Below are 25612 nucleotides of genomic sequence, written 5' to 3'. Positions count from 1 at the left end.
GTCCTAAGGCGTGTCCCCCCACGCCCACCCCCCCCCCCCCCCCCCACTGCCGCATCCGCGGCGGAACCTAGCAGCCGAGCAGGCGGCTGCCGAGGTAGCTCTGGATCTGGTCCAGGGAGACGCGCTCCTGCTTCATGGTGTCGCGCTCGCGCACGGTCACCGCGTTGTCGTCGAGGGTGTCGAAGTCGACGGTGACGCAGAACGGCGTACCGATCTCGTCCTGGCGGCGGTAGCGGCGGCCGATGGCGCCCGCGTCGTCGAACTCGATGTTCCAGTGCTTGCGCAGGTCGGCGGCGAGGCCCTTGGCCTTCGGCGACAGCTGCGCGTTGCGGGACAGCGGCAGGACGGCGACCTTGACCGGGGCAAGGCGCGGGTCGAGGCGCATCACGGTGCGCTTCTCCATGACGCCCTTGGCGTTGGGGGCCTCGTCCTCGTTGTACGCGTCGAGCATGAAGGCGAGCATGGCGCGGTTGACGCCGGCCGCCGGCTCGATGACGTACGGGGTGTACTTCTCCTTGGTCTCCTGGTCGAAGTACACCAGGTCCTGGCCGGAGGCGGCGGAGTGCGCCTTGAGGTCGAAGTCGGTGCGGTTGGCGACGCCTTCGAGCTCGGAGAACTCATTGCCACCGAAGTTGAAGCGGTACTCGATGTCGGCGGTGCGCTTCGAGTAGTGGGACAGCTTCTCCTTCGGGTGGTCGTACCAGCGGATGTTCTCCTCGCGGATGCCGAGGTCGCGGTACCAGTTCCACCGCTCCTGCATCCAGTACTCCTGCCACTGCTCGTCCTCGCCCGGCTTGACGAAGAACTCCATCTCCATCTGCTCGAACTCGCGGGTGCGGAAGATGAAGTTGCCGGGGGTGATCTCGTTGCGGAAGGACTTGCCCATCTGCGCGATGCCGAAGGGGGGCTTCTTGCGCGAGGTGGTCATCACGTGGGCGAAGTTGGTGAAGATGCCCTGGGCGGTCTCGGGGCGCAGGTACGCCTTGGAGCCGGTGTCCTGGGTCGGGCCGAGGTGGGTCTCCAGCATGCCGGAGAACTGCTTGGGCTCGGTGAACTGGCCCTTCACGCCGCAGTTGGGGCAGTTGATGTCCGCGAGACCGTTCGCGGGCACGCGGCCGTGCTTGGCCTCGTACGCCTCTTCCAGGTGGTCGGCGCGGTGGCGCTTGTGACAGGAGGTGCACTCGGTCAGCGGGTCCGAGAAGGTACCGACGTGGCCGGAGGCCACCCAGACCTCGGGAGCCAGGATCACGGACGAGTCGAGGCCGACGATGTCCTCACGCCCGGTGACCATCGCCTTCCACCACTGGCGCTTGATGTTCTCCTTGAGCTCGACACCGAGCGGACCGTAATCCCAGGCAGCCCGAGAGCCGCCGTAAATGTCACTGCACGGGAAAACGAAGCCACGGCGCTTGCTCAGGCTGACGATGGTTTCGATCTTGTCGGCGGCCACGGTGCTCTCTTCATTTACGAGGACGAACGGCGAAGCCTCAAGGTTACCGGCGCCCGCACCCCCCCTTTCAAATCGGGACCCCCTCCCACGGGCCCTCCGCACCCCCCTCACCTGGGTTTTTGACAATCGTTTCCATCTTTGATGAAAATGGATGTCATGAACGTACGACGACGCCTCATACCCACCGCCGCCCTCGCCGGAGCCGTGGCCCTCGCCGCCACGGCCCTCACCGCCTGCTCGGGCACGGCCGGAGCCGCCGGGTCCAAGGACGGCAAGCTCGACGTGATGGCGTCGTTCTATCCGATGCAGTTCCTCGCCGAGCAGATCGGCAAGGACCACGTGAAGGTCGAGACCCTCACCAAGCCCGGGGTCGAGCCGCACGATCTGGAGATCACCCCCAAGCAGACCGCGCAGCTCGGCGAAGCCGATGTCGTCCTCTACCTCAAGACGCTGCAGCCCGCCGTCGACAAGGCCGTCGCCCAGTCCGGCGTGAAGAACATCGTCGACGCCGCCACCCTCACCAAGCTGGAGGTGCACGGCACCTCGGGCCACGACGAGCACGGCGGCGAGCCGGGTCACGGCGAAGAGGGCCACGAGCACACCGACGGCGACGAGCACGCCAAGGACGACGGCCACAACCACGGCGAGTCCGGCGAGGACCCGCACGTCTGGCTCGACCCGGTCAAGTACGCGGAGATCGCCAAGGGCATCGGCGCGGCCCTGGAGAAGTCCGACCCCGACCATGCGGCGGACTACAAGAAGAACACCGACGACCTCGTCGCCAAACTGGGCGCGCTCGACACCGAGTTCAAGGACGGCCTGAAGAACACGGCCTCCAAGACCTTCATCACCACCCACTCCGCCTTCGGCTACCTCGCCGAGCGCTACGGCCTCGACCAGGAGGGCATCTCCGGCGTCGACCCCGAGTCCGAGCCGAGCCCGGCCCGGATGAAGGAGCTGCAGACCCTCGCGAAGCAGGACAATGTGTCGACGGTGTTCTTCGAGACCCTGGCCAGCGACAAGACGGCCAAGACCCTCGCGGCGGACACCGGCCTGAAGACCGACGTCCTGGATCCCCTGGAGGGAATCACGGACAAGTCCCAGGGCGCTGACTACTTCGAGGTCATGCGGGCCAACCTGAAGAACCTCCAGAAGGCACTCGGCAGCAAGTAATGGCAACAGCAGTAGCGGCATCGGAGGCGCGAGCCATGGAGTCCAAGCCCGAGCAGGCGCTGGACCAGCCCGTCATATCCCTGCGCGGGGCCACGGCCTCGCTCGGCTCGCGCCCCGTGCTGCGCGGCATCGACCTCACCGTCCGCAGCGGCGAGGTCGTCGCCCTGCTCGGCGCCAACGGCTCCGGCAAGTCCACGGCCGTCCGCGCCGTGGTCGGCCAGGTTCCGCTGAGCGACGGCGCGCTCTCCCTCTTCGGCACCGACTTCAAGCGCTTCCGCGACTGGTCGCGCATCGGGTACGTGCCCCAGCGCACCACCGCCGCCAGCGGGGTACCCGCCACCGTCCGCGAGGTCGTCTCGGCCGGCCGGCTCGCCCGCACCCGTTTCGGGTTCCTGCGCAAGGCCGACAAGGCCGCCGTGGAGCGCGCGCTGAACCTCGTCGACATGGGCTCCCACGCCGACGCCTCCGTGAACGCCCTCTCCGGCGGCCAGCACCAGCGGGTGCTCATCGCCCGCGCGCTCGCCGGCGAACCGGAGCTGCTGATCATGGACGAGCCGATGGCCGGCGTGGACCTGGCCAACCAGGAGGTCCTGGCGAACGCCCTGCGCAGCCAGGTCGCGGCCGGCACCACCGTGCTGCTGGTCCTGCACGAGCTGGGCCCGCTGGAGCCGCTCATCGACCGCGCCGTCGTCCTGCGCGACGGCTGCGTCACGCACGACGGCCCGCCCCCGGAGGCCCTGGGGCAGCACGCACTGCCGGGCCACGACCACGTACACCCCCACTCCGCGCACGACGCCGAGCCCCTCCGGACGGGACTGCTGAGCTGATGGACCTCCTCGACTACGCCTTCATGCAGCGGGCCCTCATTGCCGCCGCCCTCGTCGGCATCACGGCCCCCGCGATCGGCACGTACCTCGTGCAGCGCCGCCAGGCCGTCATGGGCGACGGCATCGGGCACGTGGCCATGACCGGCGTCGCGCTCGGCTTCCTCCTCAACACGAGCCCCGTGTGGATGGCCACCCTCGTCGCGATCATCGGCGCGGTCGGCATGGAGCTGATCCGCTCCCGCGGCAAGACCAGCGGGGACATCGCGCTGGCCATGCTCTTCTACGGTGGCCTGGCCGGCGGCGTCATGATCATCAACCTGGCTCCGGGCGGCTCGACGGCCAACCTGACCAGCTACCTCTTCGGCTCCATCACCACCGTCTCGGCCGAGGACGTCACCGCCGTCGTGATCCTCGCCCTGTTCGTCGTAGCGGTCACCCTGGGCCTGCGCCGGCAGCTGTTCGCGGTCTGCCAGGACGAGGAGTTCGCCCGGGTCACCGGACTGCCGGTGCGGTTCCTGAACCTGCTGATGGCCGTCACCGCGGCCGTCACCGTCACCGTCGCGATGCGCATCGTCGGCCTGCTGCTGGTCAGCGCCATGATGGTGATCCCGGTCGCGGCCGCCCAGCGCGTCACCCGCGGATTCACCGCCACCCTGACGGTGGCCATGGTGATCGGCGTGCTGGTCTCGCTCTCCGGCACGGCCGCCACCTACTACATCGACGCACCGTCCGGCGGCACGATCGTGCTGCTCGCCATCGCCGTCTTCATGGTGATGACGGCGGTGTCCACCCCCCTGGCCCGGCGCCGGGCCAGGGCCGCCCGGGCCGCCGAAGAAGTCTGCACGCGGGACGACGTCACGGTCTGACGACCTCGGGCGGTCGGCCGCCTGGCACAATGGGCCGAGGTCGAGACGAGGAGGAACCGGTGGCGACTGCGCCTGGCGAGATGAATACCGCGCCAGTACGAGGACGATCCACCCGACAGCGGGCCGCAGTAGCGGCGGCGCTGGACGAGGTGGACGAGTTCCGCAGTGCCCAGGAACTCCACGACATGCTCAAGCACCGCGGTGATTCCGTGGGCCTGACCACCGTCTACCGCACCCTGCAGTCCCTCGCGGACGCCGGCGAGGTGGACGTACTGCGGACCAGCGACGGCGAGTCCGTCTACCGCCGCTGCTCCACCGGGGACCATCACCACCACCTGGTCTGCCGCAAGTGCGGCAAGGCCGTCGAGGTGGAGGGCCCGGCGGTGGAGAAGTGGGCGGAGGCGATCGCGGCGGAGCACGGCTTCGTGAACGTCGCCCACACGGTGGAGATCTTCGGCACCTGCTCCGACTGCGCGGCGGCCGCGGCCTAGAGCCGCTTCAGATTCCGGTCGAGGATCGCCCGCAGCCGGTCGACGTCGCCGGGGTGCTCGGCGCCCCGCTTCGGCAGCACCCCGATGGCGGCCGCGCGCGTGCCCCCGATGAGGACGAACAGCTCGGGCGTCTCGACGTATCCCGGGAAGAGCTTCCAGTCGGCCGAGAAGGACATGGTCTCCCCGGTGGTCACGGCACCCCGGTCGTCAGCCGTCGTGCGGCACTGTCCGTACTGCCCCACGACGCTGTGGATCTGGCGGGCCATACTGCGCCGGACCACCCGGGCAGCGATGAGCCCGACGCCCAGCGACACCACCGCGCCGCCCACGAGGACGACCGGCAGGACGCCGCGGACCAGGCCGAACGCCGTCACGAGGACGGCCGTCATCAGCGGGATGGCGGCCGTCTCCGCCCGGCCCGCTCCCGTCCGCCGGGCGCGGGCCCGGACGGCCCCCTGAACGTCCGCGAGCGTCGGCCGGTACGCGAGTACGACCTGTTCCGTCTGCTGTGCCTGATCCCCACCCGTGTTCATGACACAGGAGCGTAGACGAGGCTCAGGCAGAGGTGCCCGGCTCACCCTGGTTCGGGACGGCGCCGCCGAAGCGGCGGTCGCGCTGGGCGTACTCGTAGCAGGCCTGCCAGAGGTTGCGGCGGTCGAAGTCGGGCCACAGGACGTCCTGGAACACCATCTCGGCGTACGCGCTCTGCCAGAGCAGGTAGTTGGAGGTGCGCTGTTCGCCGCTGGGGCGCAGGAAGAGGTCCACGTCCGGCATGTCCGGGTAGTACATGTACTTCGCGAAGGTCTTCTCGTTGACCTTCGAGGGGTCCAGCTTCCCCGCCGCCACATCGCGCGCGATGGCCTGCGCCGCGTCCGCGATCTCGGCGCGGCCGCCGTAGTTGACGCAGAAGTAGAGGGTCATCGCGTCGTTGTCGACGGTCTGCTCCTGGGCGACCTGGAGCTCCTGGACGACCGACTTCCACATCTTCGGCATGCGGCCGGTCCAGCGGATGCGGATGCCCAGCTCGTTCATCTCGTCGCGGCGGCGGCGGATGACGTCGCGGTTGAAGTTCATGAGGAAGCGCACCTCGTCGGGCGAGCGCTTCCAGTTCTCCGTCGAGAAGGCGTACAGGGAGAGGTTCTTGACACCCATCTCCAGGCAGCCCTTGAGCACGTCGAGCACGACGCCCTCGCCCACCTTGTGGCCCTCGGTGCGCGGCAGCCCGCGCTCCTTGGCCCAGCGGCCGTTGCCGTCCATGACGATCGCGACGTGGTTCGGGACGAGCTCACCGGGGATCTTCGGCGGGCGCTCACCGGAGATGTGCGGCTCGGGAACCTTGTACTCGCGGCGAGAGCGCCCCAGAATCCCGCGTCGTGCCATGTGCCCAGCTCCTATTTCTCGACGTATCGAAGGGAGCGTAGCCCGCGCTCCAGATGCCAGTGCAAGTAGGCGGAAACCAGCCCGCTTCCCTCCCGCACGTGACGCGCCTCGCACGCGTCGGCATGCCCCCAGTCGCCCGTCAGCAGTGCGCTGAGCAGGGCGATGGCCTCCGACGAGGGTACGACGCTGCCGGGAACGCGGCAGTCGCCGCATATGACCCCGCCCGCGGCGACGGAGAAGTGCCGGTTGGGTCCGTGGAGTCCGCACTTCGCGCAGTCGTCGAAGCTGGGCGCGTAGCCGTTGACGGCGAGGGAGCGCAGCAGGAAGGCGTCGAGGATGAGGTTCGGGGCGTGTTCGCCGCGCGAGAGGGTGCGCAGGGCGCCGACGAGCAGCAGGTACTGCTGTACGGCGGGCTCGCCCTCGTGGTCGGTGAACCGCTCGGCGGTCTCCAGCATCGCGGTGCCGGCGGTGTAGCGGGCGTAGTCGGTGACGATGCCGTTGCCGTACGGGGCGATGATCTGGGTCTGCGTGCAGAGCGGCAGGCTGCGGCCGATCAGTTCGCCGCCGCGCGAGAAGAACTGCACGTCGGCGTGGGAGAAGGGTTCCAGCCCGGCGCCGAACTTGGACTTGGTGCGCCGCACGCCCCGGGCGACGGCCCGGACCCGGCCGTGGCCCCGGGTCAGGAGCGTGATGATGCGGTCCGCCTCACCCAGCTTCTGGGTGCGCAGCACGATGCCGTCGTCGCGGAACAGACTCATGGAGCCCATTGTCCTGTACCCCACCGACAGGGCCGACTCCCCGACAGGACGGACTCCCCGACGAGGCGGACTCCCCCGGAACGGCAGCGACCCCCGCCGGGCGCGAGGCCCGGCGGGGGACACCCCTTGGGAGGATCAGGCGGTCGGCGCCGGGGCGGGCTCGCCCTCGCCCGACTGGGCCGGGATGGCTGCCGTGGGCTCGTCGTCCGGCGCTGCGGCGGCGTCCTTCGACGCGTCGGCCTTCGGAGCGTCGGCCTGCGGAGCGTCGACCTTCGGGGCCTCGGCATGCGGGGCGCCGTGCGCATCGTCCTTGCCCAGACCGTTGAAGATCAGGTTCAGGACGATGGCGGCCGTGGCACCGAGCGTCACACCGCTGTTGAGGAGCGAGGAGAGGTCCGCGTCCATGTGGTCCTTGAAGAGGACCGGGACGGTGGCGGGGAGCAGCGCGAAGGCCAGGGAGACACCCACGATGAGCGCGTTCTTCTCCTCCTTGAGGTCGACCTTGGCCAGGGTCTGGATGCCCGCCAGGGCGACCATCGCGAACATCACGGTCGCGGCGCCGCCGAGCACTCCGTGCGGGACCGCGGCGACGATCGCGGCGGCCTTGGGGAGCAGGCCCAGCACGATCATGAAGACACCCGCGGCGACCACGACGAAGCGGCTCTTGACCTTGGTCATGCGGACCAGGCCGACGTTCTCCGCGAAGGCCACGTACGGGAAGGAGTTGAGGACACCGCCGAGGGCGGTCGCGGCTCCGTCGGCACGCAGGGCGCGGGCCACGGTCTCGCTGTCGATCTCCTTGCCGACGATGTCGCCGACGGCGTAGGTGTCGCCGGTGGTCTCGACCATGGTGATCAGCATGACGATGAGCATCAGGACGATCGGGAACCACTCGAACTTCGGGGCACCGTAGTAGAACGGCGTGGTGATGCCGATCCAGTCCGAGTTGCTCACGTTGCCGAACTTGGCGTCGCCGAGCAGGAAGGCGACGGCGGTGCCGCCGACCAGGCCGAGCAGGATGGAGATGCTGTTGAGGAAGGGCCGGCCGAGCTTCATCAGGATGAGGATGAAGAGCATCGTGCCGCCGGCGTAGGCGAAGTGCTTCGGGTCACCGAAGTCGGGGCTGCCGAGGCCGCCCGCGGCGTCGTTCAGTCCGACCGGGATCAGCACGATGCCGAGGACGGTGATCACCGTGCCGGTGACGACCGGCGGGAAGAGCCGCATGATCACACGGAAGGCCTTGGGAGGCAGCCAGGCGAAGGCGAAGGTGGCGATGCCGGCCGTGATGACCGCGCCGTAGATGACGAGGAGGCCCGCCGTCCCGCCGCCCGCTCCGAGACCTATGGCGATCATCGGGGACACCGCGGTGAAGGTGACGCCCTGGATCAGGGGCAGCCGCGCTCCGATCCTGCCGATGCCCCACGCCTGGATGATCGAGGCGATACCGCAGGTGAGGAGGTCGGCATTGATCAGGTAGACCAGCTGCTCGGCGGAGAGCCCGAGGGCACCACCGACGATGATCGGAACGATCACCGCACCGGCGTAGAACGCGAGTACGTGCTGGAAGCCGTACAGCGCGAGCTTGGGGAGGGGGAGCACCTCGTCGACCGGGTGCGTGCTCTGCTTTCCGGTGGCGGAAAGCGGTGCGGCGACACGTGCCATCTCTGCCTTGCCCTTCAATGAGGTAGGTAACTGAGAGGAAGCAATAGGAAGCTGGTAGTCCCTGGCGAAGTGGGTCGTTAGCCCGTTGATCCGTCAGGGTTGTCGTTGCGTCCACGTGAATCGAAGCGCCGCGGTGTTACCGGCAGCGTCTCCTCGTGTGACCGGAATTGAACGCCTGTGGGGCCGCTCACAGATATCGTCGACTTCTACAAAATGTTGACCGGGCGGCGTGCAGGATCTGGAGATTTCTCCAGTGGTGAAGACCCCCGGCGTCGACTATGGCCAACGCTTCGCTAAATCGCCGCTTCTCGCTGCGCGAACGCGAAGGCCGTACGCGCTGACGTGCGGGTTAATGCCCCGCGGGCCGTTCGGCCACGCAAAGAAGAAGGCTCCGCTCCGTCCGTCCACCTGGTGGAAACACCCCGTACGGATGGCACGCCTCCGCGGTTCACGGCACGCGGAAGGATCTCCGGATCGGGGGTACGAGGCCCGATCGTTATCTCAGATTGTGCCGTTTCCGACCACACCGTGAGACGCGGCCGCGGCTGAAACCGCCAGCGCGGCAGAAACGATCGCCTGCGCCGCCGTCGCCGCGGCGAGCACCGGATCCGTACGGCGGTGGGCGCGGCCCAGCATGAAGGCGCCTTCCAGCAGCGCGAGCACCGAGCCCGCGGTGTCGTGCGCGGCCGCGATGCCGTGGCCGGCGTAGTACGCGGCCAGCGCGTCGGTCCAGGAAGTGAAGATCTCGGAGGTGGTCAGCCGCAGCCCCTCGTGGGTGCTCGCCACCTCCAGCGCGACGGTGGCGACGGGGCAGGGGTCGGCGAAGTCGAGCTCCTCCAGCGTCACGGCCGCGCCCGTGAAGGCGTCCCGCGTCGCCAGGACGGGGTCGTCGTGATGGCCGGCGCCCGGCCCGAAAAGCTCGCCGATCAGCGCGAGATAGGTCGCACCGGAGGTCCGCAGGACCTCTTCCCCCAGCTGCGCCTTGCCTCCGGGGAAGAAGTGGTAGGCGGACCCGTAGGGCGCCTGCGCCGTCGCCACGATCTGCTTCATGCCCGTGGCGGCGTACCCCTGGCGGCGGAAGAGCTCGGTGGCCGCGCCCAGAATGCGTGCTCGCGGTCCTGCCCATCGGCGGCCACCGCCTCGCCATGGACCCCGGCGCCGACCTCTCCGCCCACGGGGTCGCGGGCCTCCTCGCCGAGTTCCTCGACCGCCTCGACCTGCGCGAGGTCACCCTCGTCCAGAACGACGCCGGCATCGCCCAGCTCCTCGTGGGCGTGAACGACAAACGGATCGCACGCCTCGTCCTCGCCTCCTGCGAGGCCCTCGACAACTACCCGCCGGGCCTCCAGGGCAAGGCCCTGCACACCGCGAGCAAGATCCCCGGAGCGCTCCACCTGCTCCTGCGGTCCTTCCGCTCGCCCTTCCTCGCCGGGATGCGGACCTCCCTCGGCGGCATGGCCAAGCGGCCGATCCCGCACGATCTGGTCCTGCGCTGGTACGGCCCGCTGCTCACCGACCCGGCCATCCGCCGCGACCTCGCCGCGTTCCTGCACGCCACCCGCAAGGACACCTACGTCCAGGCCGCCGAGCGGCTGCGCTCCTTCGACCGTCCCGCCCTCGTCCTCTGGGGCGCGGAGGACCGGATGATGCCGCCGCGGACCGGGCGCCGGCTCGCCGAACTGCTTCCGTACGGCACGTACGAGGAGGTCCCGGACGCCCGCACGCTGATCCCCTTCGACAACCCCCAGGGGCTGTGCGCGGCCCTGCGCCGCTTCATCGCGGCGCACCCCGCCCCGGTGGCGCGGGGCACCGCCTGAGCCCCGTCAGAGCCTGCCGGGAGTCTGGCGGCAGGCCCTGACGGGGGTCCCGTACGCGACCGGTCCGGGGCCCCTACGGCGCCCGGACCGCCGACAGCAGCCGCGCGACCTCGTCCGCGTCGATCCGCAGCGCCGCGCCCACGGTCGCCAGCACCTCGCGCTCCGCGGGGATGTACGGGCCGTCCGCCAGCGCGACGCGCGCACCCTGCAGCAGGATCGATTCGCGGCCCGGGCCGGCCAGGTGCGGGGCCAGCGGCTCCAGGGCCTCGTGCAGCTCGATCGAGAGCGCGGCGCCGAAGCAGTCGGGGCCGTCGTAGAGCCCGAGCCGGCCCTCCTCGGCCGCCAGCCCGTCGACGAGGGACTCCAGCTGCTCCTCGGAGCAGTCCTGGAACCCGGCGGACCGTACGGCGCCCGCGGCGGCCTCCAGCGCGCTGCGCGAGGCCGTCCCGCCGGCGGCCAGCACGGCCAGGATCACGGTGTGCACGGCGTCGCGCAGCAGCGTGGAGAAGCGGGTGGTGGTGAGGTGGTCCAGGACCTCGGTGCCGAACCGCTCGCGGCAGCCCTGGCACTCGACGACGGGACCCGCCTGCCCGCGGGGCAGCAGCGGCACACCGAGGACGGTGAACCGGCGGCGCCCCGTGCGCCGGCGGTAGTTGCGGTCGCCACCGCAGTCGGGGCAGAAGAACTCCCCGTCACCCACGGTGCTCCAGGTGGTGCGGATACCCCAGACCGTCAGCTTCCGGCCGTCCCCACCCCGAACTGGCAGCACGTCGCACCTCCGTAACCTTCCGGCAACATCGCCGGGTTGGCGTGATGTTAGCCACATCGGTGAGGCTGCGTCAGTCGTGTGACAAGACAACATCGTCCCGCCGCCGTACTTGGCCGATCTGCGCCCCTGCCCGCACCGGGCACCGCACCGGGTCCCACCTGCGCGCCCGTGCCCCACGGCCGCCGCCGGCTTCCCTACGCTCGGCCGCATGAACGAGAAGTCTTGTCTGGTGACCGGCGCCGCGAGCGGCATCGGCCGGGCCACGGCCCTGCTGCTGGCCCGCTCCGGGGCCCGGGTGACCGCGTCCGACGTCAACGGCCCCGGCCTGAACGCCTTGCGCGCACAGCTGGCCGGTGAGGGGCGCGAGGTCACCCTGGTGACGGGCGACGTGTCCGATCCCGGGGCCAACCGCGCGATGGTGGAGGCCGCCGTCGGCGCGTACGGGCGGCTCGACGTCGCCGTGGCGAACGCCGGAGTGCTCCCCCTTTCGGATGTACGGGAGACCAGCCCCGAGGACTGGGACCGCGTCATGGCGATCGACGGCCGGGGCATGTTCCTGACCTGCAAGTACGCCATCGAGGCCATGACCGCCCAGCCGGATCCCGGCGGGGCGCTGGTCTGCGTGTCCTCGATCTCCGGGGTGGCGGGGCAGGCCCGGCAGGCCGCGTACGGACCGGCGAAGTTCGTGGCCTCGGGGCTGACCAAGCACCTGGCGGTGGAGTGGGCGGCGCGGGGCATCCGGGTCAACGCGGTGGCCCCCGGAACCATCCGTACGGAGCGGGTGCTGGCGCTGACGGACGAGCCGGGCGGGCCGGAGTACCTCGAGGAGGTCACGGCGGCCCACCCGATGGGCCGGCTCGGCGAACCGGAGGAGGTCGCCCGCGTCATCGCCTTCCTGGCCTCCGACGCGGCCTCGTTCGTGACCGGGGTCGTCCTGCCGGTGGACGGCGGCTACCTGGCGCGCTGAAGCCCCCCGGAAACGGCGGAACTCCGCCCCTCCGGACGGGAGGGGCGGGGCGGGGTCTGGTCCGAAGGGACCCTGTCCGAACGGGTTCAGCGGCCCGCGCGGTTGACGGCGGAGATGACCGCCTTCAGGGAGGCGCGGGTGGTGTTCGCGTCGATGCCGATGCCCCACAGGACGCGGCCGTCGATCGCGCACTCGATGTACGAGGCGGCGACGGCGGAAGCTCCCTCGCTCATCGTGTGCTCGGTGTAGTCCAGCAGGCGGGCGTCGATGCCGATGGCGGCCAGCGCGTCGAAGAAGGCCGAGATCGGGCCGTTGCCGGTGCCGTTCAGCACGGCCTCGACGCCGTCCACGACCGCCTCGACGGTCAGCGTGTCGGTGCCGTCCTTGTCGGTGGCGGTCGAGCCGGAGCGCAGCTGGATGCGGCCCCACGGGTTCTCGGGGTTGGGCAGGTACTCGTCCTGGAAGACGTTCCAGATCGCGGCCGGGGTGACCTCTCCGCCCTCGGAGTCGGTCTTGGCCTGGATGATCCGCGAGAACTCGATCTGCATGCGGCGCGGCAGGTCCAGCTTGTGGTCGTTCTTCAGGACGTAGGCGATGCCGCCCTTGCCGGACTGCGAGTTGACCCGGATGACCGCCTCGTAGGAGCGGCCGACGTCCTTCGGGTCGATCGGCAGGTACGGGACCGCCCACTCGATGTCGTCGACGGTGACGCCCTTGGCGGCCGCGTCGGCCTCCATGGCGTCGAAGCCCTTCTTGATGGCGTCCTGGTGGGAGCCGGAGAAGGCGGTGTAGACGAGGTCGCCCGCGTAGGGGTGGCGCGGGTGTACTTCCATCTGGTTGCAGTACTCGCTGGTGCGACGGATCTCGTCGATCTGCGAGAAGTCGATCTGCGGGTCGATGCCCTGCGAGAACAGGTTCATGCCCAGCGTGATCAGGTCGACGTTGCCGGTGCGCTCGCCCTGCCCGAACAGGCAGCCCTCGATGCGGTCGGCGCCGGCCATCAGGGCCAGCTCGGCGGCCGCCACGGCGGTGCCGCGGTCGTTGTGCGGGTGCACGGAGATGCAGATGTGCGCGCGGCGGGTCAGGTTGCGGGCCATCCACTCGAAGCGGTCCGCGTGGGTGGAGGGCGTGGAGCGCTCCACGGTGGCGGGCAGGTTCAGGATGATCTCGCGGCCCTCGGACGGCTGCCAGACGTCGCAGACGGCCTCGCAGACCTCCAGGGCGAAGTCCAGCTCGGTGTCGGTGAAGATCTCCGGGCTGTACTGGTAGCCGAAGACGGTGTCGGCGCCCAGCAGCTTGTCGGCGTACTCCATGACCAGGCGGGTGCCGTCGACGGCGATCTGCTTGATCTGTTCCTTGGAGCCGCGGAAGACGACCCGGCGGAAGGTGGGCGCGGTCGCGTTGTACAGGTGCACGGTGGCGCGCTTGGCGCCGACCAGCGACTCCACGGTCCGCTCGATCAGGTCCTCGCGGGCCTGGGTCAGTACGGAGATGGTCACGTCGTCCGGGATCGCGCCCTCTTCGATGATGGAGCGCACGAAGTTGAAGTCGGTCTCACCGGAGGACGGGAAGCCGACCTCGATCTCCTTGTAGCCCATGCGCACCAGCAGGTCGAACATCTCGCGCTTGCGGGCGGGGGTCATCGGGTCGATCAGCGACTGGTTGCCGTCGCGCAGGTCCGTGGAGAGCCAGCGGGGCGCCTTGGTGACGCGGGCCTCGGGCCAGGTGCGGTCGGGGATGTCCACCTGCTCGTACGAGCCGTACTTGTGGATGGGCATCCCGGAGGGCTTCTGGGTGTGGGTCGCGTTCGTGATGGGCGTGGGGCGACCGACAAAAGTGTGCTGGCTCATGGCGTAGGGCTCCTCGCGTGTCCGCGTGTAGTTCGCTGGGACGGCCGACGGACGGTCGCAAAACCGCAACACCAAACTCCGCGGGGAGGGGGTCGGCCTACGACTACAGGCCCTCGCCGCGGCAGCTAAGGAGGAGCAGCCCGAAACGCATGATGGGCCGAGCCTAACCGAGCCGCCCCGTATTGCGGGGGCTGTTTCAGTATGCAAGACCCGAGGGTCCGTTTTGCACCCTTTGTTAGCTAAGTCTCTTTGCGTATTGCCCGACCGGCCCGATGTCCGGTTGATCCGTCAATGCGCCGCGAACGCTTTCAGGCGACCGAATGAATCATGGTTGCACCTAGTGACATGCGAGTCACCCGCTGCCACATTGCCGGGCATGGATGCCTTCTTCGCCCCCCGCCACCCCGTCTTCTGCACCGTGGTGCCGCCGCACCTCCTGGACAAGATCGCCCGGTCCGAAGACCCCGCCCGGGCCGCCGCCGCGCGGCGGACCCTCGAGCTGGACGCCTCCCACCGGGTGCGCCGGCTGATGGCGGTGCTCCCGCCCGCCGGGGAGACTCCGTCCGAGACCCCCGAGCGGACCATCTACGACGCGCAGCACCAGACCCGGCTGCCGGGGAAGAAGGTCCGCGGCGAGGGCGAGGACGCCGGCCAGGACGCCAGCGTCAACCGTGCCTACGCCGGGCTCGGGGCCACCTTCGAGCTCTTCTTCAAGGGCTTCGGCCGCCACTCCATCGACGACGCCGGGCTGCCGCTGGACGCCACCGTCCACTACGACCGGCTGTACAACAACGCCTTCTGGGACGGCAGCCAGATGGTCTTCGGCGACGGTGACGGGGACCTCTTCCTCGACTTCACCGTGTCCGTGGACGTCATCGGACACGAGCTGACCCACGGGGTCACCCAGCACACCGCCGACCTGGAGTACTACGGCCAGTCCGGCGCGCTCAACGAGTCCGTGTCCGATGTCTTCGGCTCCCTCATCAAGCAGCACTCCCTGGACCAGACGGCCGAGGAAGCCGACTGGCTGATCGGCGCCGGGCTGCTCGGGCCCTCGGTGGACAGCGGCTTCGCCCTGCGGTCGATGAAGGCGCCCGGGACCGCGTACGAGGACGACGAGCTCGGCAAGGACCCGCAGCCCGCGACGATGGACGACTACGTCCGCACCTCCCGCGACAACGGCGGGGTGCACATCAACTCCGGCATCCCCAACCACGCCTTCTACCTCGTGGCGACCGAGCTCGGCGGCAAGGCCTGGGAGCGGGCCGGACGGATCTGGTACGACACCCTGACCGGCGGGGAGCTGGGCCCGAAGGCGGACTTCGCCCGGTTCGCGGCCCTGACGACCGCCGCCGCCGTCACCCGGTACGGCGACGGCGGTGCGGAGCACCAGGCGCTGCAGAAGGCGTGGTCGACGGTCGGCCTGGCGTAGCAGGCGCGGAGCGGAATGAGCGGGGCGCAAGGCGTGGGGTGGAAGGCGTCGGGTAGAAGGGCGGTCATGCGGATTCAGGTGGTGCGGACGGGCGGCTTCGCGGGGATCGAACGGCGGGGCGAGGTGGACACCTCGGGCCTGCCCGACGAGGACGAGTGGCAGGCGCTGGCGCAGCTGGCCCTGCGGCCCGCCCCGCCGGGGCATCCGGCGGACCGGGTCCGGGACGGTTTCTCGTACCGGATCACCGTGGACGGGCGGATGGTGCTCTGCCAGGACCCGAACCTCTCGGAGGCGCAGCGCTCGCTGATCTCCCGCGTCCTCAAGGAAGGCGCCTGAAAGAAGGTGCCCGACCTGGGGTCCGCTTGATTGGATGGCCGGATGATCACGCCTTCCGATTGCCTGCCCGAACTCGAGCGCTACTACGACGCGGCGCCCCGGGCCGGCGGTGCGCGGGCCGAGGACTTCGGCCCGCTGACCCTGTTCGTCCAGGAGAGCGACGGCTGGCCGTACTACGCGCGGCCCGCGCTCGGCGCCGCCTCGGCCGATGGCGTCCGCGTGGCCGACGTCGAGCGGGTGCTGGCCCGGCAGCGGGAGCTGAAGGTCCCCGAGGCCTTCGAGTGGGTGGCCGAAACCACCCCCTCCCTGCGGGCCGCCGCGGAGGCCGCCGGGCTGACCGTGCACGCGCATCCGCTGATGGTGCTCGACCCCTCGGCGGTACGGCTCCCCGCGCATCCGGACGTACGCGTCTTCGGCGCCGCCGACCCGCTGCTGCGCCCGGCGGTGACCGTGCCGATGCTGGCCTTCGCCGCTCCGGGCACGGCGGTGGGCGAGGCGGGCCCCGCCGAGCTCGCGGTCGCGGAGCAGGACCCTGCATCGGAGGGCCGCCGGCTCCGGGTCGCGGGGATGATCGAGTCGGGCCGCACCGCCCTGGCCGCGGCCGTACGCGACGGCGTGGTCCTCTGCTCCGGCCAGTACGTCCCGGTCGGCGACGTCGCCGAGGTCGTCGGTGTCGGCACGCTCCCCTCGGCCCGCCGCCAGGGCCTGGCCCTCGCGGTCACGGCGGCCCTGGTCGCCGACGCCCTGGCCCGCGGAGCCCGCACGGTCTTCCTGTCCGCGGGCGACGAGGACGTGGCCCGCCTCTACGCCCGTCTCGGCTTCCGCTCCGCGGGCACGGCCCTGATCGCGGACCGGCCGCTGTGATCGGCCGGATGGCGGGCCGCATCCTGACGCGGCTGCGGGGCCCTGAGTCGCAGTGGCCCGCCGCGCCGGCGCCGCCGGTGCACCCGCCGCTGACCGGCGCCGAGGTGGCCCAGGCGGAGGCGGAGCTCGGCATCGGCTTCCCGCCCGCGTACCGCTCGTACCTCCTCGACGTGAGCGCGGGCGGCCCGCTGCACCGGCTGGAGCGGGGCCCGGCCGGTTGGTGGTGGGCGGGGAACACGGACACGAGGCGGGACCTGCTGCCCGTTCCCTTCCCGCACCCCGATTCCTACGTCGAGGCGGACGCGGAGCTGTGGGACCGCTTTCCGCGCGAGCAGGACTTCGCCGACGGGGCCGCGCTCCGGGCGGCCCGGCAAGCCTGGAACGAGGCCGAGGGAGACGAGTTCGAGGACCGCAAGACGGCCGGCTCCGTGGTTCTGCGGGACAACGGCTGCGGCTTCTCCACACTGCTCGCGCTCACCGGGCCGCTGGCCGGGACGGTCTGGTGGGACGGCCGGGCCACGTGCGGGCTGATCGTGCCGCTGTCGCTCGACCACCCCGGCGGCGCGCCCCCGCTGACCTTCGGACAGTGGCGGGAGCTCGGCCTGGGCGACCTGTCGGACCTGCTGCCGCCGGACTGGGGGCGTCCCGCGCAACTCTGAGCCCGTTGTTTTGCGGGAACGGCAAGGCCGCTTGGCCCGGGCCGCGGTCCGGGCGGAGCATCGCAGGCGCGGGGCACCCGTACCCGTACCGACCGGAAAGAGGCCTCCATGGCACACGCGCACGACCACGCCGCCCGCTCCCCGCACTCCCCCGAGAGCGACTTCGAGGGTGACTTCGAGGGTAACTTCGCGGGCGAGGAGTTCTGGGACTCCCGCTACCGCGAGAACGAAAGGATCTGGAGCGGCGACGCCAATGCCGTGCTGGCCCGGGAGGCCACCCCGCTCGCTCCCGGCCGGGCCCTGGACCTCGGCTGCGGCGAGGGCGGCGACGCCGTGTGGCTCGCGCGGCAGGGCTGGTACGTCACCGGGACGGACATCTCCGGGGTCGCCCTGGAGCGGGCGGCGGCCCACGCCGCCGAGGCCGGGGTCGCGGACCGCACCGCGTGGGAGCGACACGACCTCGCGGAGTCCTTCCCGGCGGGCGAGTACGACCTGGTCTCCGCGTGCTTCCTGCACACCTTCGGGGAGTTCCCGCGCGACCGCGTCCTGCGCCGGGCCGCCGCGGCCGTGGCCCCCGGCGGGATCCTGCTCGTCGTCGGCCACGCGGGCTGGGCGTCCTGGCAGGAGGACCGCCCGGAGGTGGACTTCCCGACCCCGGACGATGTCCTCGCCCAGCTGGAACTGGAGGCCGGCGCCTGGGAGGTCCTGCTGGCGGAGGAACACGTACGGGCCCAGAGCCGGCCTGACGGCCGGCCCGGGACCCGTACGGACAACGCGGTGAAGGTGCGGAGGCTCCACTGACCCCTGCGCACCGGATCAGCGGGGCCGCCGACGGACGGAGTCCGTCGCAGCGCCCCGAAGCCCGGGAGGCCCGCAAGGGCCGACCGGTGCGAGGGGCGTGTGGAAAATCAGAAGCCCAGCTTGCGGAGCTGCTTGGGGTCGCGCTGCCAGTCCTTGGCGACCTTCACGTGCAGGTCGAGGAAGACCGGGGTGCCGAGCAGCGCCTCGATGTGCTTGCGCGACTTCATCCCGACCTCCTTCAGGCGGGCGCCCTTCGGGCCGATGATGATGCCCTTCTGGCTCGGCCGCTCGATGTAGAGGTTGGCGTGGATGTCCAGGAGCGGACGGTCCGCCGGGCGGTTCTCCCGGGGGATCATCTCCTCGACGACCACGGCGATGGAGTGCGGGAGCTCGTCCCGTACGCCTTCCAGCGCGGCCTCGCGGATCAGCTCCGCGACCATGACCATCTCGGGCTCGTCGGTGAGGTCGCCCTCCGGGTACAGCGGCGGGCTCTTCGGCAGCATCGGCGCGATCAGGTCCGCCAGCAGCTGGACCTGGGTGTCGCCGACCGCCGAGACGGGGACGATCTCGGCCCATTCGAAGCCCAGCTCCTCCGCGAGCTGGTGCACCGCGATGAGCTGCTCGCCCACCACCTTCGACTCGACGAGGTCGGTCTTGGTGATGATGGCGATCTTGGGGGTCTTCTTGATCCCCGCGAGCTCCTTGACGATGAACTTGTCACCGGGGCCGAGCTTCTGGTCCGCGGGCAGGCAGAAGCCGATCACGTCGACTTCGGACCAGGTCGCGCGCACGACGTCGTTCAGCCGCTCGCCGAGCAGCGTGCGCGGCTTGTGGAGGCCGGGCGTGTCTACCAGGACGAGCTGGGCGTCGGGGCGGTGCACGATGCCGCGGACCGTGTGGCGGGTGGTCTGCGGCCGGTTGGAGGTGATCGCGACCTTGGTACCCACGAGCGCGTTGGTCAGGGTCGACTTCCCCGCGTTGGGACGGCCGACGAAGCATGCGAAGCCCGCACGGTGCGGGCTGGTGGTCTCGGGGGAACGATCGCTCATACGGGCCATTCTCCCCGATGCGGCTCCCAGCGCCGACCAGGCCGCCGCCACGAGGGCCAGAGCGGCCGCCAGCAGGCCGTTCAGGGCGGGGTGTGCGGCGTGTTCGGCGGTGGCCCGGGCGGCCGTGCCGTCGGCCCGCGCCACCACCGCGATCTCGGCCCATTCCAGGGCGGGCGGGTCCGCCCAGCGCGCGGTGAGCCGGACCCGCTGCCCGGGCAGCAGCTCGGCGGGCAGGCCGGGGAGGGGGCGGGAGAGGAGGGCCCGGCCGAGGGCCCCGGAGGCGGTCAGGGTGGCGCGGGGGCGCAGGGTGACGTTGCCGAGGTTGTGGAGCGTGTACGAGATCTCCGCGCCGGCGGCGCCGCGACGGTCGGTGCGGAGGTCCTCGACGGCCAGGGCGGGGGCGGTGGGGCCGCTGACCCGGAGGTAGAGGCGGGCGGCGACGGCCTGCTGCACGCCTATGCCGCGCACGGCGCTGTCGGCCGGCCGGTCCTCCAGGGCGACGACGGCTCCGGGGTGGTCCCCGGGCTCCGCCCGGTCGGGGACGGTGAGGGTGAAGCCGACGTCGACCGCGGTCTTCGCCGGGACCGTGATCCGGTCCCGGGCCAGCGCCGTCCAGGCGCCCGTGGCGGTGCGCGGCTCCTCGGGCCCGCGCAGGGCGAAGCCGCCGTCGCGGGCGGTGTTGTAGGCGTCGGCGGCGTAGAGGCGGAAGGTGCGCGGCCGGTCGGTGCGGTTGGCGATGGTGACGGAGTCGGTGACGGCCTGGCCGGGGGCGGCGGCGAGGTAGAAGTACGGGCGCTGCCCGAGCTTGTTGGCGGCGGGCAGGACGGACCACTGCCCGTTGTCGGCGGCCGCGGCGGGTCCGGATCCGCCGAGCAGAAGGACGCCGAGCCCGAGGATCACAGCGGCGACCATCGCCCCGGCCCGACGCTGCCGTGCCCGCGTGGGGCGGCCCCGGAGGGTTCCGCTCCCCGCCCCGCCCTTCCCCCGTTCCCCGGAGCTCCGCCCCGGACCCGATCCCGCGCGCGGCGCCGTTCCCCTGCGGGCAGTCCGACGCCGGCCAAAATCCAGCCCCGCCGGCGTTTGAGGCGCGGGGCCTGGGGCGGAGCCCCAGGGGGTTCGGGGTCCGGGCAGCGCCCGGGGAACGGGCGAAGGGCGGGTAGGGGATTTTGCCCCGCGCAGCGGCGAGGGTCGCTGCGGGGACTTTGCCCCGCGCAGCGGCAAGGGTCGCTGCGGGGACTTTGCCCCGCGCAGCGGCAAGAGTCGCTGCGGGGACTTTGCCCCGCGCAGCGGCAAGAGTCGCTGCGGGGACTCCGCCCCGCGCAGCGGCAAGAGTCGCTGCGGGGACTCCGCCCCGCGCAGCGGCAAGAGTCGCTGCGGGGACTTTGCCCCGCGCAGCGGCACAGAGGCGGCTCCGAGACCGGGCCGGGTCACGACAACGTCAGCGTCAGCACCGCCGTGTAGGCGCCCGGCGGGGTGTACGGGGGCACCTGGAGGGTGACGGCCGCGTCGACGGTGAAGGTGCCGCCGACGAGCGCGGCGTCACCGGTGGAGGCCAGGACCGCGCCGTCCGGCCCGACGGTGCCCGCACTGCCCGGCGTACACGCGCTGGGGCTGCCGGGCGCCGCCGCGCACGCCGGGGTCCAGCTCAGGGAGGCGCCCGGGATGCGGACCCCGCCGGAGCCGGTGAAATCGGTGACCTTGCCGATCAGGGACCATCCGGCCGGCCCGCCGCGGGCGTCCTTCACGGTGACGGTGCCGATCCGGCCGGCCGCCGCTCCGCCGTCCCCGTACGGGACCGCGGCCAGGGTCACGGCGTCGCCCTCCTGGGTCATGCCGAGCTCCCCCGGTTCCACGACCGCCGTCACCGTCTGGCTCCCCGGCGGCAGCGGGGCGGCGGCGATCACCGTGTACGCGGACGGGCCGGAGCCCCGCTCCGGAGTCCAGGTGTCGCCCTCGTACGCCACGACGGCGGTGGTCGCCCGGTCCGTGACCGGCAGCTCCGCGAGGACCACGCCGAGCTCGTCGGCCTTCGCCGTGACCCGGTCGGCGGTCTCCGCCGTACCCGCCCGGCCGGCCACGGTGACCTCCGCGCCGGGGACGAAGCCGGCTCCGGTGACCTTGACCCCGGCCCCCGGGACTCCCGCTGCCGTACCGAGCGCGACGGCGCGCAGGTTGGCCGTCGGCAGCGGGCTCGCCGTGATCCGCTGCGCGACCGGCGCCCCGGAGGGCAACGGCAGCGTGGACGGGGAAGGGGACGGCGACGTGATCGTGGAAGCAGACGCAGACGCAGACGGGGACTCCGGCGACGGCGCGGCGGGCGCGGACCCAGAGACGGACGCGGAGGGCCGTGCGGACGGCGTGGGGTCCGGTCCGGGCGGCACGCTCCCGGGGGCGGCGGCGCAGACGGTGTCCAGTTCGAGCAGGTGGCCGGTGTGCAGGGTGTAGCCGCCCGGGGCCAGGGTGATCTCGCCGGGGGCGGTGACGGTGAAGGTGCCGGTCATGGTGACGGCGGGCAGCGCCCCGCCCGCCTCGACGGGCTCGTTGCGCTTGGCCCCGACGACCGTGACCTCGCCCTGCTGCACGCCCCCGAGCACGATCCGCCCGGTCGGGGTGAGGACGTCGGCGGGCAGGCCGACGGAGAGCGGGTTCACGGCGGGGGTCCGGACGACCTGGTAGGTGACGGTGACGGTGTCGCCCACGCGCGGCGTGAGGTCGTCGACGGTGACCCGGGCGGTGGTGGGCCCGTCGGCCGGCGGCAGTCCGGCTTCCTGCGGCGGCAGGCAGTGCGTGGGGAACTCGACCTGCCCGGAAGGCGTCTCCCCCTCCGCGGCGGCGGGCGCGCTCAGCGCTCCCCCGGTCGCGGCGGCCAGGACCGCCATGCCGACGGCCGCCGACCACCCTCTGTGCCGCGCGGTTGTCCGCGCCGTCGCTCGCGCCGTGCTTCGCGCCGAAGTCCGCACTGACCGCCCCCTGGGTTCCCGTACCCCGCCAGGGGGCCATTCACGAGCGGGCGGGGGGATAAGTCAATGCACGGACCCGGCAACAACTGATGTCCCATCAGGAGATGGCAGGGTGGCACCGGATGCGGTGCCCGGTGCGGCTTCCCTGAAGGTCCGCCGGTAGGCCGTCGGGCTCACGCCGAGCGCCGCCTGGACGTGTTTGCGCAACGACTGCGCGGTGCCGAAGCCCGCCTCCCGGGCCACGTGTTCCATCGGCAGGTCGGTCTCCTCCAGCAGCGCCCGGGCCCGCTCCACCCGCTGCCCGGTGATCCATTCGCCCGGGCTGAGCCCGGACTCCTCGCGGAACCTGCGCGTGAAGGTCCGTACCGACATCGCCTCCTGCCGGGCCAGGTCGGTCAGCCGCAGCGGTTCGTGCAGCCGGTCCAGAACCCAGGCGCGGGCCGCGGTGGTGCTCGCCCGCTGCGGCTCGGGCACCGGGCGGTCGATGAACTGCGCCTGCCCGCCCTCGCGGTGCGGCGGCACGACGGTGTACCGGGCGGTCTGGTTGGCGACGGCCGCGCCGTGGTCGCGGCGCACGATGTGCAGGCACAGGTCGATCCCGGCGGCGACTCCGGCGGAGGTGAGCACGTCCCCGTCGTCGGTGTAGAGCACGTCCGGGTCGACCAGAACGGCCGGGAAGGTCTGCTGGAAGTGAGCGGCGGAGGACCAGTGGGTGGTGGCCCGGCGGCCGTCGAGGTGTCCCGCGGCGGCCAGGACGTAGCCGCCGGTGCAGATGGAGACGAGCCGGGTGCCGGGCCTGATGTGCGCAAGGCCCGCGGCCAGTTCGGGGGTGAGCCGGCCCTCGTCGTACACCGGGCCCAGCTCGTAGGAGGCGGGGACCACCACCGTGTCGGCCGTGGCGAGCAGTTCGGGGCCGTGCTCGACGTGGACGGCGAAGTCGGCGTCCGTGGGGACCCGGCCGGGGGCGAGCCCGCAGGTGAGGATCTCGTACAGCGGCCGCCCGCCGACGGGATCCTTCGCCCGCCCGAAGATCCGGTGCGGGATCCCGAGCTCGAAGGGCAGCAGGCCCGGGAGGGCGAGTACGACGACACGGTGGACACGGTGCACGCGAGTCTCCATGGCCCGATCATAGCGAAGGGTGTCGGTCAGGCCACTGTCGTACGGGTCCCCGGCGGCCGGAAACTGTCGATGTGACGCAGACAGACCCGGGCCCCGGCCCCTCCCCCGAGCCGACGCCCGCCTCCGGGACCGGCGTACTCGTCGGCGCCCCCGTCGGCGCCGCCACCGACTCCCCCGCCGACTCCCCCGCCGACGCGCCCGTGCCACCCCGGCCTCGGCACCGCATCCACCGCGCCTGGTTCGTCGCCGCCGTCGCCTTCGTGACGATCATCGGCGCCGCCGGCTTCGCCTCGCTCCCCGGCCTGCTCATCGAGCCGCTGCACGAGGAGTTCGACTGGTCGCGCGGCACGATCGGCCTCGCCGTCTCCGTGAACCTCGCGCTGTACGGGATCACGGCCCCGTTCGCTGCCGCGCTGATGGACCGCTTCGGCATCCGCCGGGTCGTCGCCCTCGCACTGACCGTCATAGCGGGCGGCTCGCTGGCCACGGTGTGGATGACCAGCTCCTGGCAACTGATCCTGTACTGGGGCGTCCTGGTCGGGCTGGGCAGCGGCTCGATGGCCCTGGCCTTCGCCGCGACGGTGACCAACCGCTGGTTCACCGCCCGGCGCGGCCTGGTCACCGGCATCCTGACCGCCGCCGGGGCCTCCGGCCAGCTGGTCTTCCTGCCGCTGCTGGCCTGGCTGGTCGAGAACCACGGCTGGCGCCCGGCGGCCGTCACCGTCTCGCTGGCGGCCCTGGCCGTCGTGCCCTTCGTCTGGCTGCTGCTGCGCGACCACCCGGCGGACATCGGGACCACCCCGTACGGAGGCGCGTACACGCCCAAGCCCGCACCCGTCCCCGGCGCCGCCCGCCGGGCCGTGAGCGTACTGCTCAAGGCGGCCCGCACCGGCCCCTTCTGGCTGCTGGCGGGCACCTTCGCGATCTGCGGGGCCTCGACCAACGGCCTGGTGAAGACCCACTTCGTCCCATCGGCCCACGACCACGGCATGCCGGTGACGGCGGCGGCCGGGCTCCTCGCCGTGATCGGCGTGTTCGACGTGATCGGCACGGTGTTCTCCGGCTGGCTGACGGACCGCTTCGAATCGCGCCGCCTCCTCGCCGTCTACTACGCCCTGCGCGGGATCTCGCTGCTCTTCCTCCCGATGCTGCTGGCCCCGACCGTGCACCCGCCGATGATCTTCTTCATCGTCTTCTACGGCCTGGACTGGGTCGCGACGGTCCCGCCGACGATCGCCCTGTGCCGCGAGCACTACGGCGAGGACGGCGCCATCGTCTTCGGCTGGGTCCTGGCATCGCACCAGATCGGCGCGGCGTTGGTGGCCTTCCTCGGCGGCCTGGCCCGCGACGCCTTCGGCTCGTACGACCCCGTCTGGTACGCCTCGGGAGCCCTGTGCGCGATGGCCGCCCTGATGGCCATGGTCATCCGCCGCCGGACCCCTGCCGGGGCCGTCGCGGCCTGAGCGCATGCCTGGCCCCGGTTGCCAGGATGTGCCCGTGGGCGACACGGGTGGGACGGCAGAGGACGCGGAAGCCCTGGTGCGGGCTGCGGAGGCGGGCGAGAGGCGACCCTGGCCCAGCTTGCTCCGACGGCGCGTACCCGTGGACGCGCGGTGCGCCTGCCGCTCGCGGCGCGGGCCCCGAGCAGGCCACCGGCCCCTACGGGGAGGAACTGCCGCTGGTCCAGGCGGCCACGCGGGGCCACATCGGCACCGTGCTGCACCTGGTGGCCGTCGGCTCCGGCCCCGACCGGCCGAACCGGCACGCGGGCACGGCCCTAGGCCGGACCGGGGCCGAGGAACGTACGGAAACGGCCCGGGTCCTGCTGGCACACGGCGCGGATCCGCTGCAGTGCCGGCGGAACATGACACCCGCCGAGTGGGCGACCCACTGCGCCACACCGAAACGGCGGCCCTCCTACGCACCTGAGCCGCAGGGCGGATCCGCAAGGGGCCGCCGTGCCGGGCCGCAGGAGCGGCCCCGCACCCCGCACGGATCAGGCGCCTGCCGGAGTCGTCGACTTCAGAGTGCCGTCCGGGCCCGCCAGGAGGACCGGGGTGTCCGGGCCGCCGAGGTCACGGACCGCCGCGCGGTCGGCGTCGGAGGGGGCCTGCGCCGCGCTGACGACGGCCGCGGCCTCCAGGGACTGCGCCCCGCTGGCGACGGCCATCGCGACGGCCGTCTGGAGCGCGCTCAGCTTCAGGGAGTCCAGCGCCACGGTCCCGGCGACGTACGTACGGCCGGTCTCGTCCCGGACCGCCGCCCCCTCGGGCACGCCGTTGCGGGCCCGGGCGCTGCGCGCCAACGTGATGATCTTGGTGTCTTCGGGGTCGATCCCGGTGCTGTCGGTCATAGCCCGAAGCATATGGAGCGCGTCGGCGG

General features: G+C 71.9%; 24 protein-coding genes and 1 pseudogene. 12 read left to right on the top strand and 13 right to left on the bottom strand.

Annotated elements, in window-relative coordinates:
• Window positions 1-67 precede the first annotated feature (67 nt).
• A complete protein-coding gene (locus tag ACFWBW_RS35095; RefSeq protein WP_385381602.1) occupies window positions 68-1450 on the bottom strand; it encodes a glycine--tRNA ligase in 1383 nt (460 codons plus the stop codon).
• A gap of 156 nt (window positions 1451-1606) precedes the next feature.
• On the opposite strand from ACFWBW_RS35095, the gene ACFWBW_RS35090 reads away from it, so the two are divergent.
• From ACFWBW_RS35090 to ACFWBW_RS35075, 4 genes are read left to right on the top strand one after another with little or no spacing between them, the layout of a single operon-like run.
• A complete protein-coding gene (locus ACFWBW_RS35090) occupies window positions 1607-2623 on the top strand; it encodes a metal ABC transporter substrate-binding protein (RefSeq protein ID WP_385381599.1) in 1017 nt (338 codons plus the stop codon).
• Window positions 2624-2658: 35 nt separating this feature from the next.
• The gene (locus tag ACFWBW_RS35085) at window positions 2659-3450 is read left to right on the top strand and encodes a metal ABC transporter ATP-binding protein (RefSeq protein WP_385381596.1); all 792 of its coding nucleotides are present in this window, start codon (window positions 2659-2661) and stop codon (window positions 3448-3450) included.
• Window positions 3450-4316 carry a metal ABC transporter permease gene (locus ACFWBW_RS35080; protein WP_385381592.1) on the top strand — a complete coding sequence of 289 codons (867 nt, stop codon included), beginning with the start codon at window positions 3450-3452 and terminating at the stop codon, window positions 4314-4316. Before ACFWBW_RS35085 ends, ACFWBW_RS35080 begins: the two co-directional genes overlap by 1 nt.
• 59 nt (window positions 4317-4375) lie before the next feature.
• The gene (locus ACFWBW_RS35075; protein ID WP_327252681.1) at window positions 4376-4807 is read left to right on the top strand and encodes a transcriptional repressor; all 432 of its coding nucleotides are present in this window, start codon (window positions 4376-4378) and stop codon (window positions 4805-4807) included.
• Here the strand turns inward: ACFWBW_RS35075 and ACFWBW_RS35070 are convergent.
• The 5 genes from ACFWBW_RS35070 to ACFWBW_RS35050 all read right to left on the bottom strand — a co-directional run bounded on the left by ACFWBW_RS35070 (window position 4804) and on the right by ACFWBW_RS35050 (window position 9657).
• Window positions 4804-5340 (bottom strand): YcxB family protein, encoded by a 537-nt coding sequence (locus ACFWBW_RS35070; protein ID WP_385381589.1) that lies wholly within the window; start codon window positions 5338-5340, stop codon window positions 4804-4806. The two genes, ACFWBW_RS35075 and ACFWBW_RS35070, sit on opposite strands and share 4 nt — an antisense overlap.
• Before the next feature lie 22 nt (window positions 5341-5362).
• On the bottom strand, window positions 5363-6187 hold the full coding sequence (locus tag ACFWBW_RS35065) for an isoprenyl transferase (RefSeq protein ID WP_385381586.1): 825 nt from the start codon (window positions 6185-6187) through the stop codon (window positions 5363-5365).
• Between the two features lie 11 nt (window positions 6188-6198).
• On the bottom strand, window positions 6199-6945 hold the full coding sequence (gene recO / locus ACFWBW_RS35060) for a DNA repair protein RecO (RefSeq protein ID WP_385381583.1): 747 nt from the start codon (window positions 6943-6945) through the stop codon (window positions 6199-6201).
• Window positions 6946-7080: 135 nt separating this feature from the next.
• Window positions 7081-8607, bottom strand: a complete 1527-nt coding sequence (locus ACFWBW_RS35055) for a nucleobase:cation symporter-2 family protein (RefSeq protein WP_385381580.1) — start codon at window positions 8605-8607, stop codon at window positions 7081-7083.
• Window positions 8608-9108: 501 nt separating this feature from the next.
• The gene (locus tag ACFWBW_RS35050) at window positions 9109-9657 is read right to left on the bottom strand and encodes a TetR/AcrR family transcriptional regulator (RefSeq protein WP_385381577.1); all 549 of its coding nucleotides are present in this window, start codon (window positions 9655-9657) and stop codon (window positions 9109-9111) included.
• A 56-nt stretch (window positions 9658-9713) separates the two neighbouring features.
• On the opposite strand from ACFWBW_RS35050, the gene ACFWBW_RS35045 reads away from it, so the two are divergent.
• On the top strand, window positions 9714-10424 hold the full coding sequence (locus tag ACFWBW_RS35045; protein WP_385381574.1) for an alpha/beta fold hydrolase: 711 nt from the start codon (window positions 9714-9716) through the stop codon (window positions 10422-10424).
• 73 nt (window positions 10425-10497) lie between these two features.
• Here ACFWBW_RS35045 and ACFWBW_RS35040 read toward each other — a convergent pair whose 3' ends face one another.
• Entirely contained in the window at window positions 10498-11193 is a 696-nt protein-coding gene (locus ACFWBW_RS35040; protein ID WP_385381572.1) for a TerB family tellurite resistance protein, read from the bottom strand.
• Between the two features lie 208 nt (window positions 11194-11401).
• Between ACFWBW_RS35040 and ACFWBW_RS35035 the strand changes: the two genes are divergently transcribed.
• Complete coding sequence (locus ACFWBW_RS35035; protein WP_385381569.1) at window positions 11402-12160, top strand: SDR family NAD(P)-dependent oxidoreductase; 759 nt, start codon at window positions 11402-11404, stop codon at window positions 12158-12160.
• An 86-nt stretch (window positions 12161-12246) separates the two neighbouring features.
• Here ACFWBW_RS35035 and leuA read toward each other — a convergent pair whose 3' ends face one another.
• On the bottom strand, window positions 12247-14010 hold the full coding sequence (gene leuA / locus ACFWBW_RS35030) for a 2-isopropylmalate synthase (RefSeq protein ID WP_385381566.1): 1764 nt from the start codon (window positions 14008-14010) through the stop codon (window positions 12247-12249).
• A gap of 376 nt (window positions 14011-14386) precedes the next feature.
• Between leuA and ACFWBW_RS35025 the strand changes: the two genes are divergently transcribed.
• The 5 genes from ACFWBW_RS35025 to ACFWBW_RS35005 all read left to right on the top strand — a co-directional run bounded on the left by ACFWBW_RS35025 (window position 14387) and on the right by ACFWBW_RS35005 (window position 18102).
• The gene (locus tag ACFWBW_RS35025; protein WP_385381564.1) at window positions 14387-15442 is read left to right on the top strand and encodes a M4 family metallopeptidase; all 1056 of its coding nucleotides are present in this window, start codon (window positions 14387-14389) and stop codon (window positions 15440-15442) included.
• A gap of 66 nt (window positions 15443-15508) precedes the next feature.
• Entirely contained in the window at window positions 15509-15778 is a 270-nt protein-coding gene (locus ACFWBW_RS35020; protein ID WP_385381561.1) for a protealysin inhibitor emfourin, read from the top strand.
• A gap of 42 nt (window positions 15779-15820) precedes the next feature.
• Window positions 15821-16642, top strand: coding sequence for a GNAT family N-acetyltransferase (locus ACFWBW_RS35015; RefSeq protein WP_385381558.1), 822 nt, complete (start codon window positions 15821-15823; stop codon window positions 16640-16642).
• Window positions 16643-16650: 8 nt separating this feature from the next.
• The gene (locus tag ACFWBW_RS35010) at window positions 16651-17301 is read left to right on the top strand and encodes an SMI1/KNR4 family protein (protein ID WP_385381555.1); all 651 of its coding nucleotides are present in this window, start codon (window positions 16651-16653) and stop codon (window positions 17299-17301) included.
• 108 nt (window positions 17302-17409) lie between these two features.
• Entirely contained in the window at window positions 17410-18102 is a 693-nt protein-coding gene (locus ACFWBW_RS35005; protein ID WP_385381553.1) for a class I SAM-dependent methyltransferase, read from the top strand.
• 107 nt (window positions 18103-18209) lie between these two features.
• On the opposite strand, the gene era is transcribed toward ACFWBW_RS35005, so the two are convergent.
• The 4 genes and pseudogenes from era to ACFWBW_RS34985 form a co-directional block, all read right to left on the bottom strand.
• Window positions 18210-19160 (bottom strand): GTPase Era, encoded by a 951-nt coding sequence (era, locus tag ACFWBW_RS35000; RefSeq protein WP_374213701.1) that lies wholly within the window; start codon window positions 19158-19160, stop codon window positions 18210-18212.
• Between the two features lie 504 nt (window positions 19161-19664).
• Window positions 19665-20063, bottom strand: a pseudogene (locus tag ACFWBW_RS34995) (WxL protein peptidoglycan domain-containing protein); the annotation flags it as partial.
• A 515-nt stretch (window positions 20064-20578) separates the two neighbouring features.
• Window positions 20579-22030 (bottom strand): beta-xylosidase, encoded by a 1452-nt coding sequence (locus ACFWBW_RS34990; RefSeq protein WP_385381550.1) that lies wholly within the window; start codon window positions 22028-22030, stop codon window positions 20579-20581.
• Window positions 22031-22174: 144 nt separating this feature from the next.
• Entirely contained in the window at window positions 22175-23230 is a 1056-nt protein-coding gene (locus tag ACFWBW_RS34985; RefSeq protein ID WP_385381547.1) for a GlxA family transcriptional regulator, read from the bottom strand.
• Window positions 23231-23430: 200 nt separating this feature from the next.
• On the opposite strand from ACFWBW_RS34985, the gene ACFWBW_RS34980 reads away from it, so the two are divergent.
• The gene (locus ACFWBW_RS34980; RefSeq protein ID WP_385381627.1) at window positions 23431-24693 is read left to right on the top strand and encodes an MFS transporter; all 1263 of its coding nucleotides are present in this window, start codon (window positions 23431-23433) and stop codon (window positions 24691-24693) included.
• A gap of 533 nt (window positions 24694-25226) precedes the next feature.
• Here the strand turns inward: ACFWBW_RS34980 and ACFWBW_RS34975 are convergent.
• Complete coding sequence (locus ACFWBW_RS34975; RefSeq protein ID WP_267753294.1) at window positions 25227-25583, bottom strand: cytidine deaminase; 357 nt, start codon at window positions 25581-25583, stop codon at window positions 25227-25229.
• Window positions 25584-25612 lie beyond the last annotated feature (29 nt).

The organism is Streptomyces sp. NPDC059957 (assembly GCF_042730015.1).
Lineage (GTDB): Bacteria > Actinomycetota > Actinomycetes > Streptomycetales > Streptomycetaceae > Streptomyces.
This window is presented reverse-complemented; position numbering and strand designations above follow the sequence as displayed.

Coding starts and splice junctions, on each gene's coding strand:
- ACFWBW_RS35015 (WP_385381558.1), top strand. CDS start 15,821: ATGATCACGCCTTCCGATTGCCTGCCCGAACTCGAGCGCTACTACGAC.
- ACFWBW_RS35080 (WP_385381592.1), top strand. CDS start 3,450: ATGGACCTCCTCGACTACGCCTTCATGCAGCGGGCCCTCATTGCCGCC.
- ACFWBW_RS35070 (WP_385381589.1), bottom strand. CDS start 5,340: ATGAACACGGGTGGGGATCAGGCACAGCAGACGGAACAGGTCGTACTC.
- era (WP_374213701.1), bottom strand. CDS start 19,160: ATGGCCCGTATGAGCGATCGTTCCCCCGAGACCACCAGCCCGCACCGT.
- ACFWBW_RS35065 (WP_385381586.1), bottom strand. CDS start 6,187: ATGGCACGACGCGGGATTCTGGGGCGCTCTCGCCGCGAGTACAAGGTT.
- recO (WP_385381583.1), bottom strand. CDS start 6,945: ATGAGTCTGTTCCGCGACGACGGCATCGTGCTGCGCACCCAGAAGCTG.
- ACFWBW_RS35085 (WP_385381596.1), top strand. CDS start 2,659: ATGGAGTCCAAGCCCGAGCAGGCGCTGGACCAGCCCGTCATATCCCTG.
- ACFWBW_RS35090 (WP_385381599.1), top strand. CDS start 1,607: ATGAACGTACGACGACGCCTCATACCCACCGCCGCCCTCGCCGGAGCC.
- ACFWBW_RS34975 (WP_267753294.1), bottom strand. CDS start 25,583: ATGACCGACAGCACCGGGATCGACCCCGAAGACACCAAGATCATCACG.
- ACFWBW_RS35020 (WP_385381561.1), top strand. CDS start 15,509: ATGCGGATTCAGGTGGTGCGGACGGGCGGCTTCGCGGGGATCGAACGG.
- ACFWBW_RS35025 (WP_385381564.1), top strand. CDS start 14,387: ATGGATGCCTTCTTCGCCCCCCGCCACCCCGTCTTCTGCACCGTGGTG.
- ACFWBW_RS35010 (WP_385381555.1), top strand. CDS start 16,651: ATGGCGGGCCGCATCCTGACGCGGCTGCGGGGCCCTGAGTCGCAGTGG.
- ACFWBW_RS34990 (WP_385381550.1), bottom strand. CDS start 22,030: ATGGCGGTCCTGGCCGCCGCGACCGGGGGAGCGCTGAGCGCGCCCGCC.
- ACFWBW_RS34985 (WP_385381547.1), bottom strand. CDS start 23,230: ATGGAGACTCGCGTGCACCGTGTCCACCGTGTCGTCGTACTCGCCCTC.
- ACFWBW_RS35055 (WP_385381580.1), bottom strand. CDS start 8,607: ATGGCACGTGTCGCCGCACCGCTTTCCGCCACCGGAAAGCAGAGCACG.
- ACFWBW_RS35035 (WP_385381569.1), top strand. CDS start 11,402: ATGAACGAGAAGTCTTGTCTGGTGACCGGCGCCGCGAGCGGCATCGGC.
- ACFWBW_RS35005 (WP_385381553.1), top strand. CDS start 17,410: ATGGCACACGCGCACGACCACGCCGCCCGCTCCCCGCACTCCCCCGAG.
- ACFWBW_RS35050 (WP_385381577.1), bottom strand. CDS start 9,657: ATGAAGCAGATCGTGGCGACGGCGCAGGCGCCCTACGGGTCCGCCTAC.
- leuA (WP_385381566.1), bottom strand. CDS start 14,010: ATGAGCCAGCACACTTTTGTCGGTCGCCCCACGCCCATCACGAACGCG.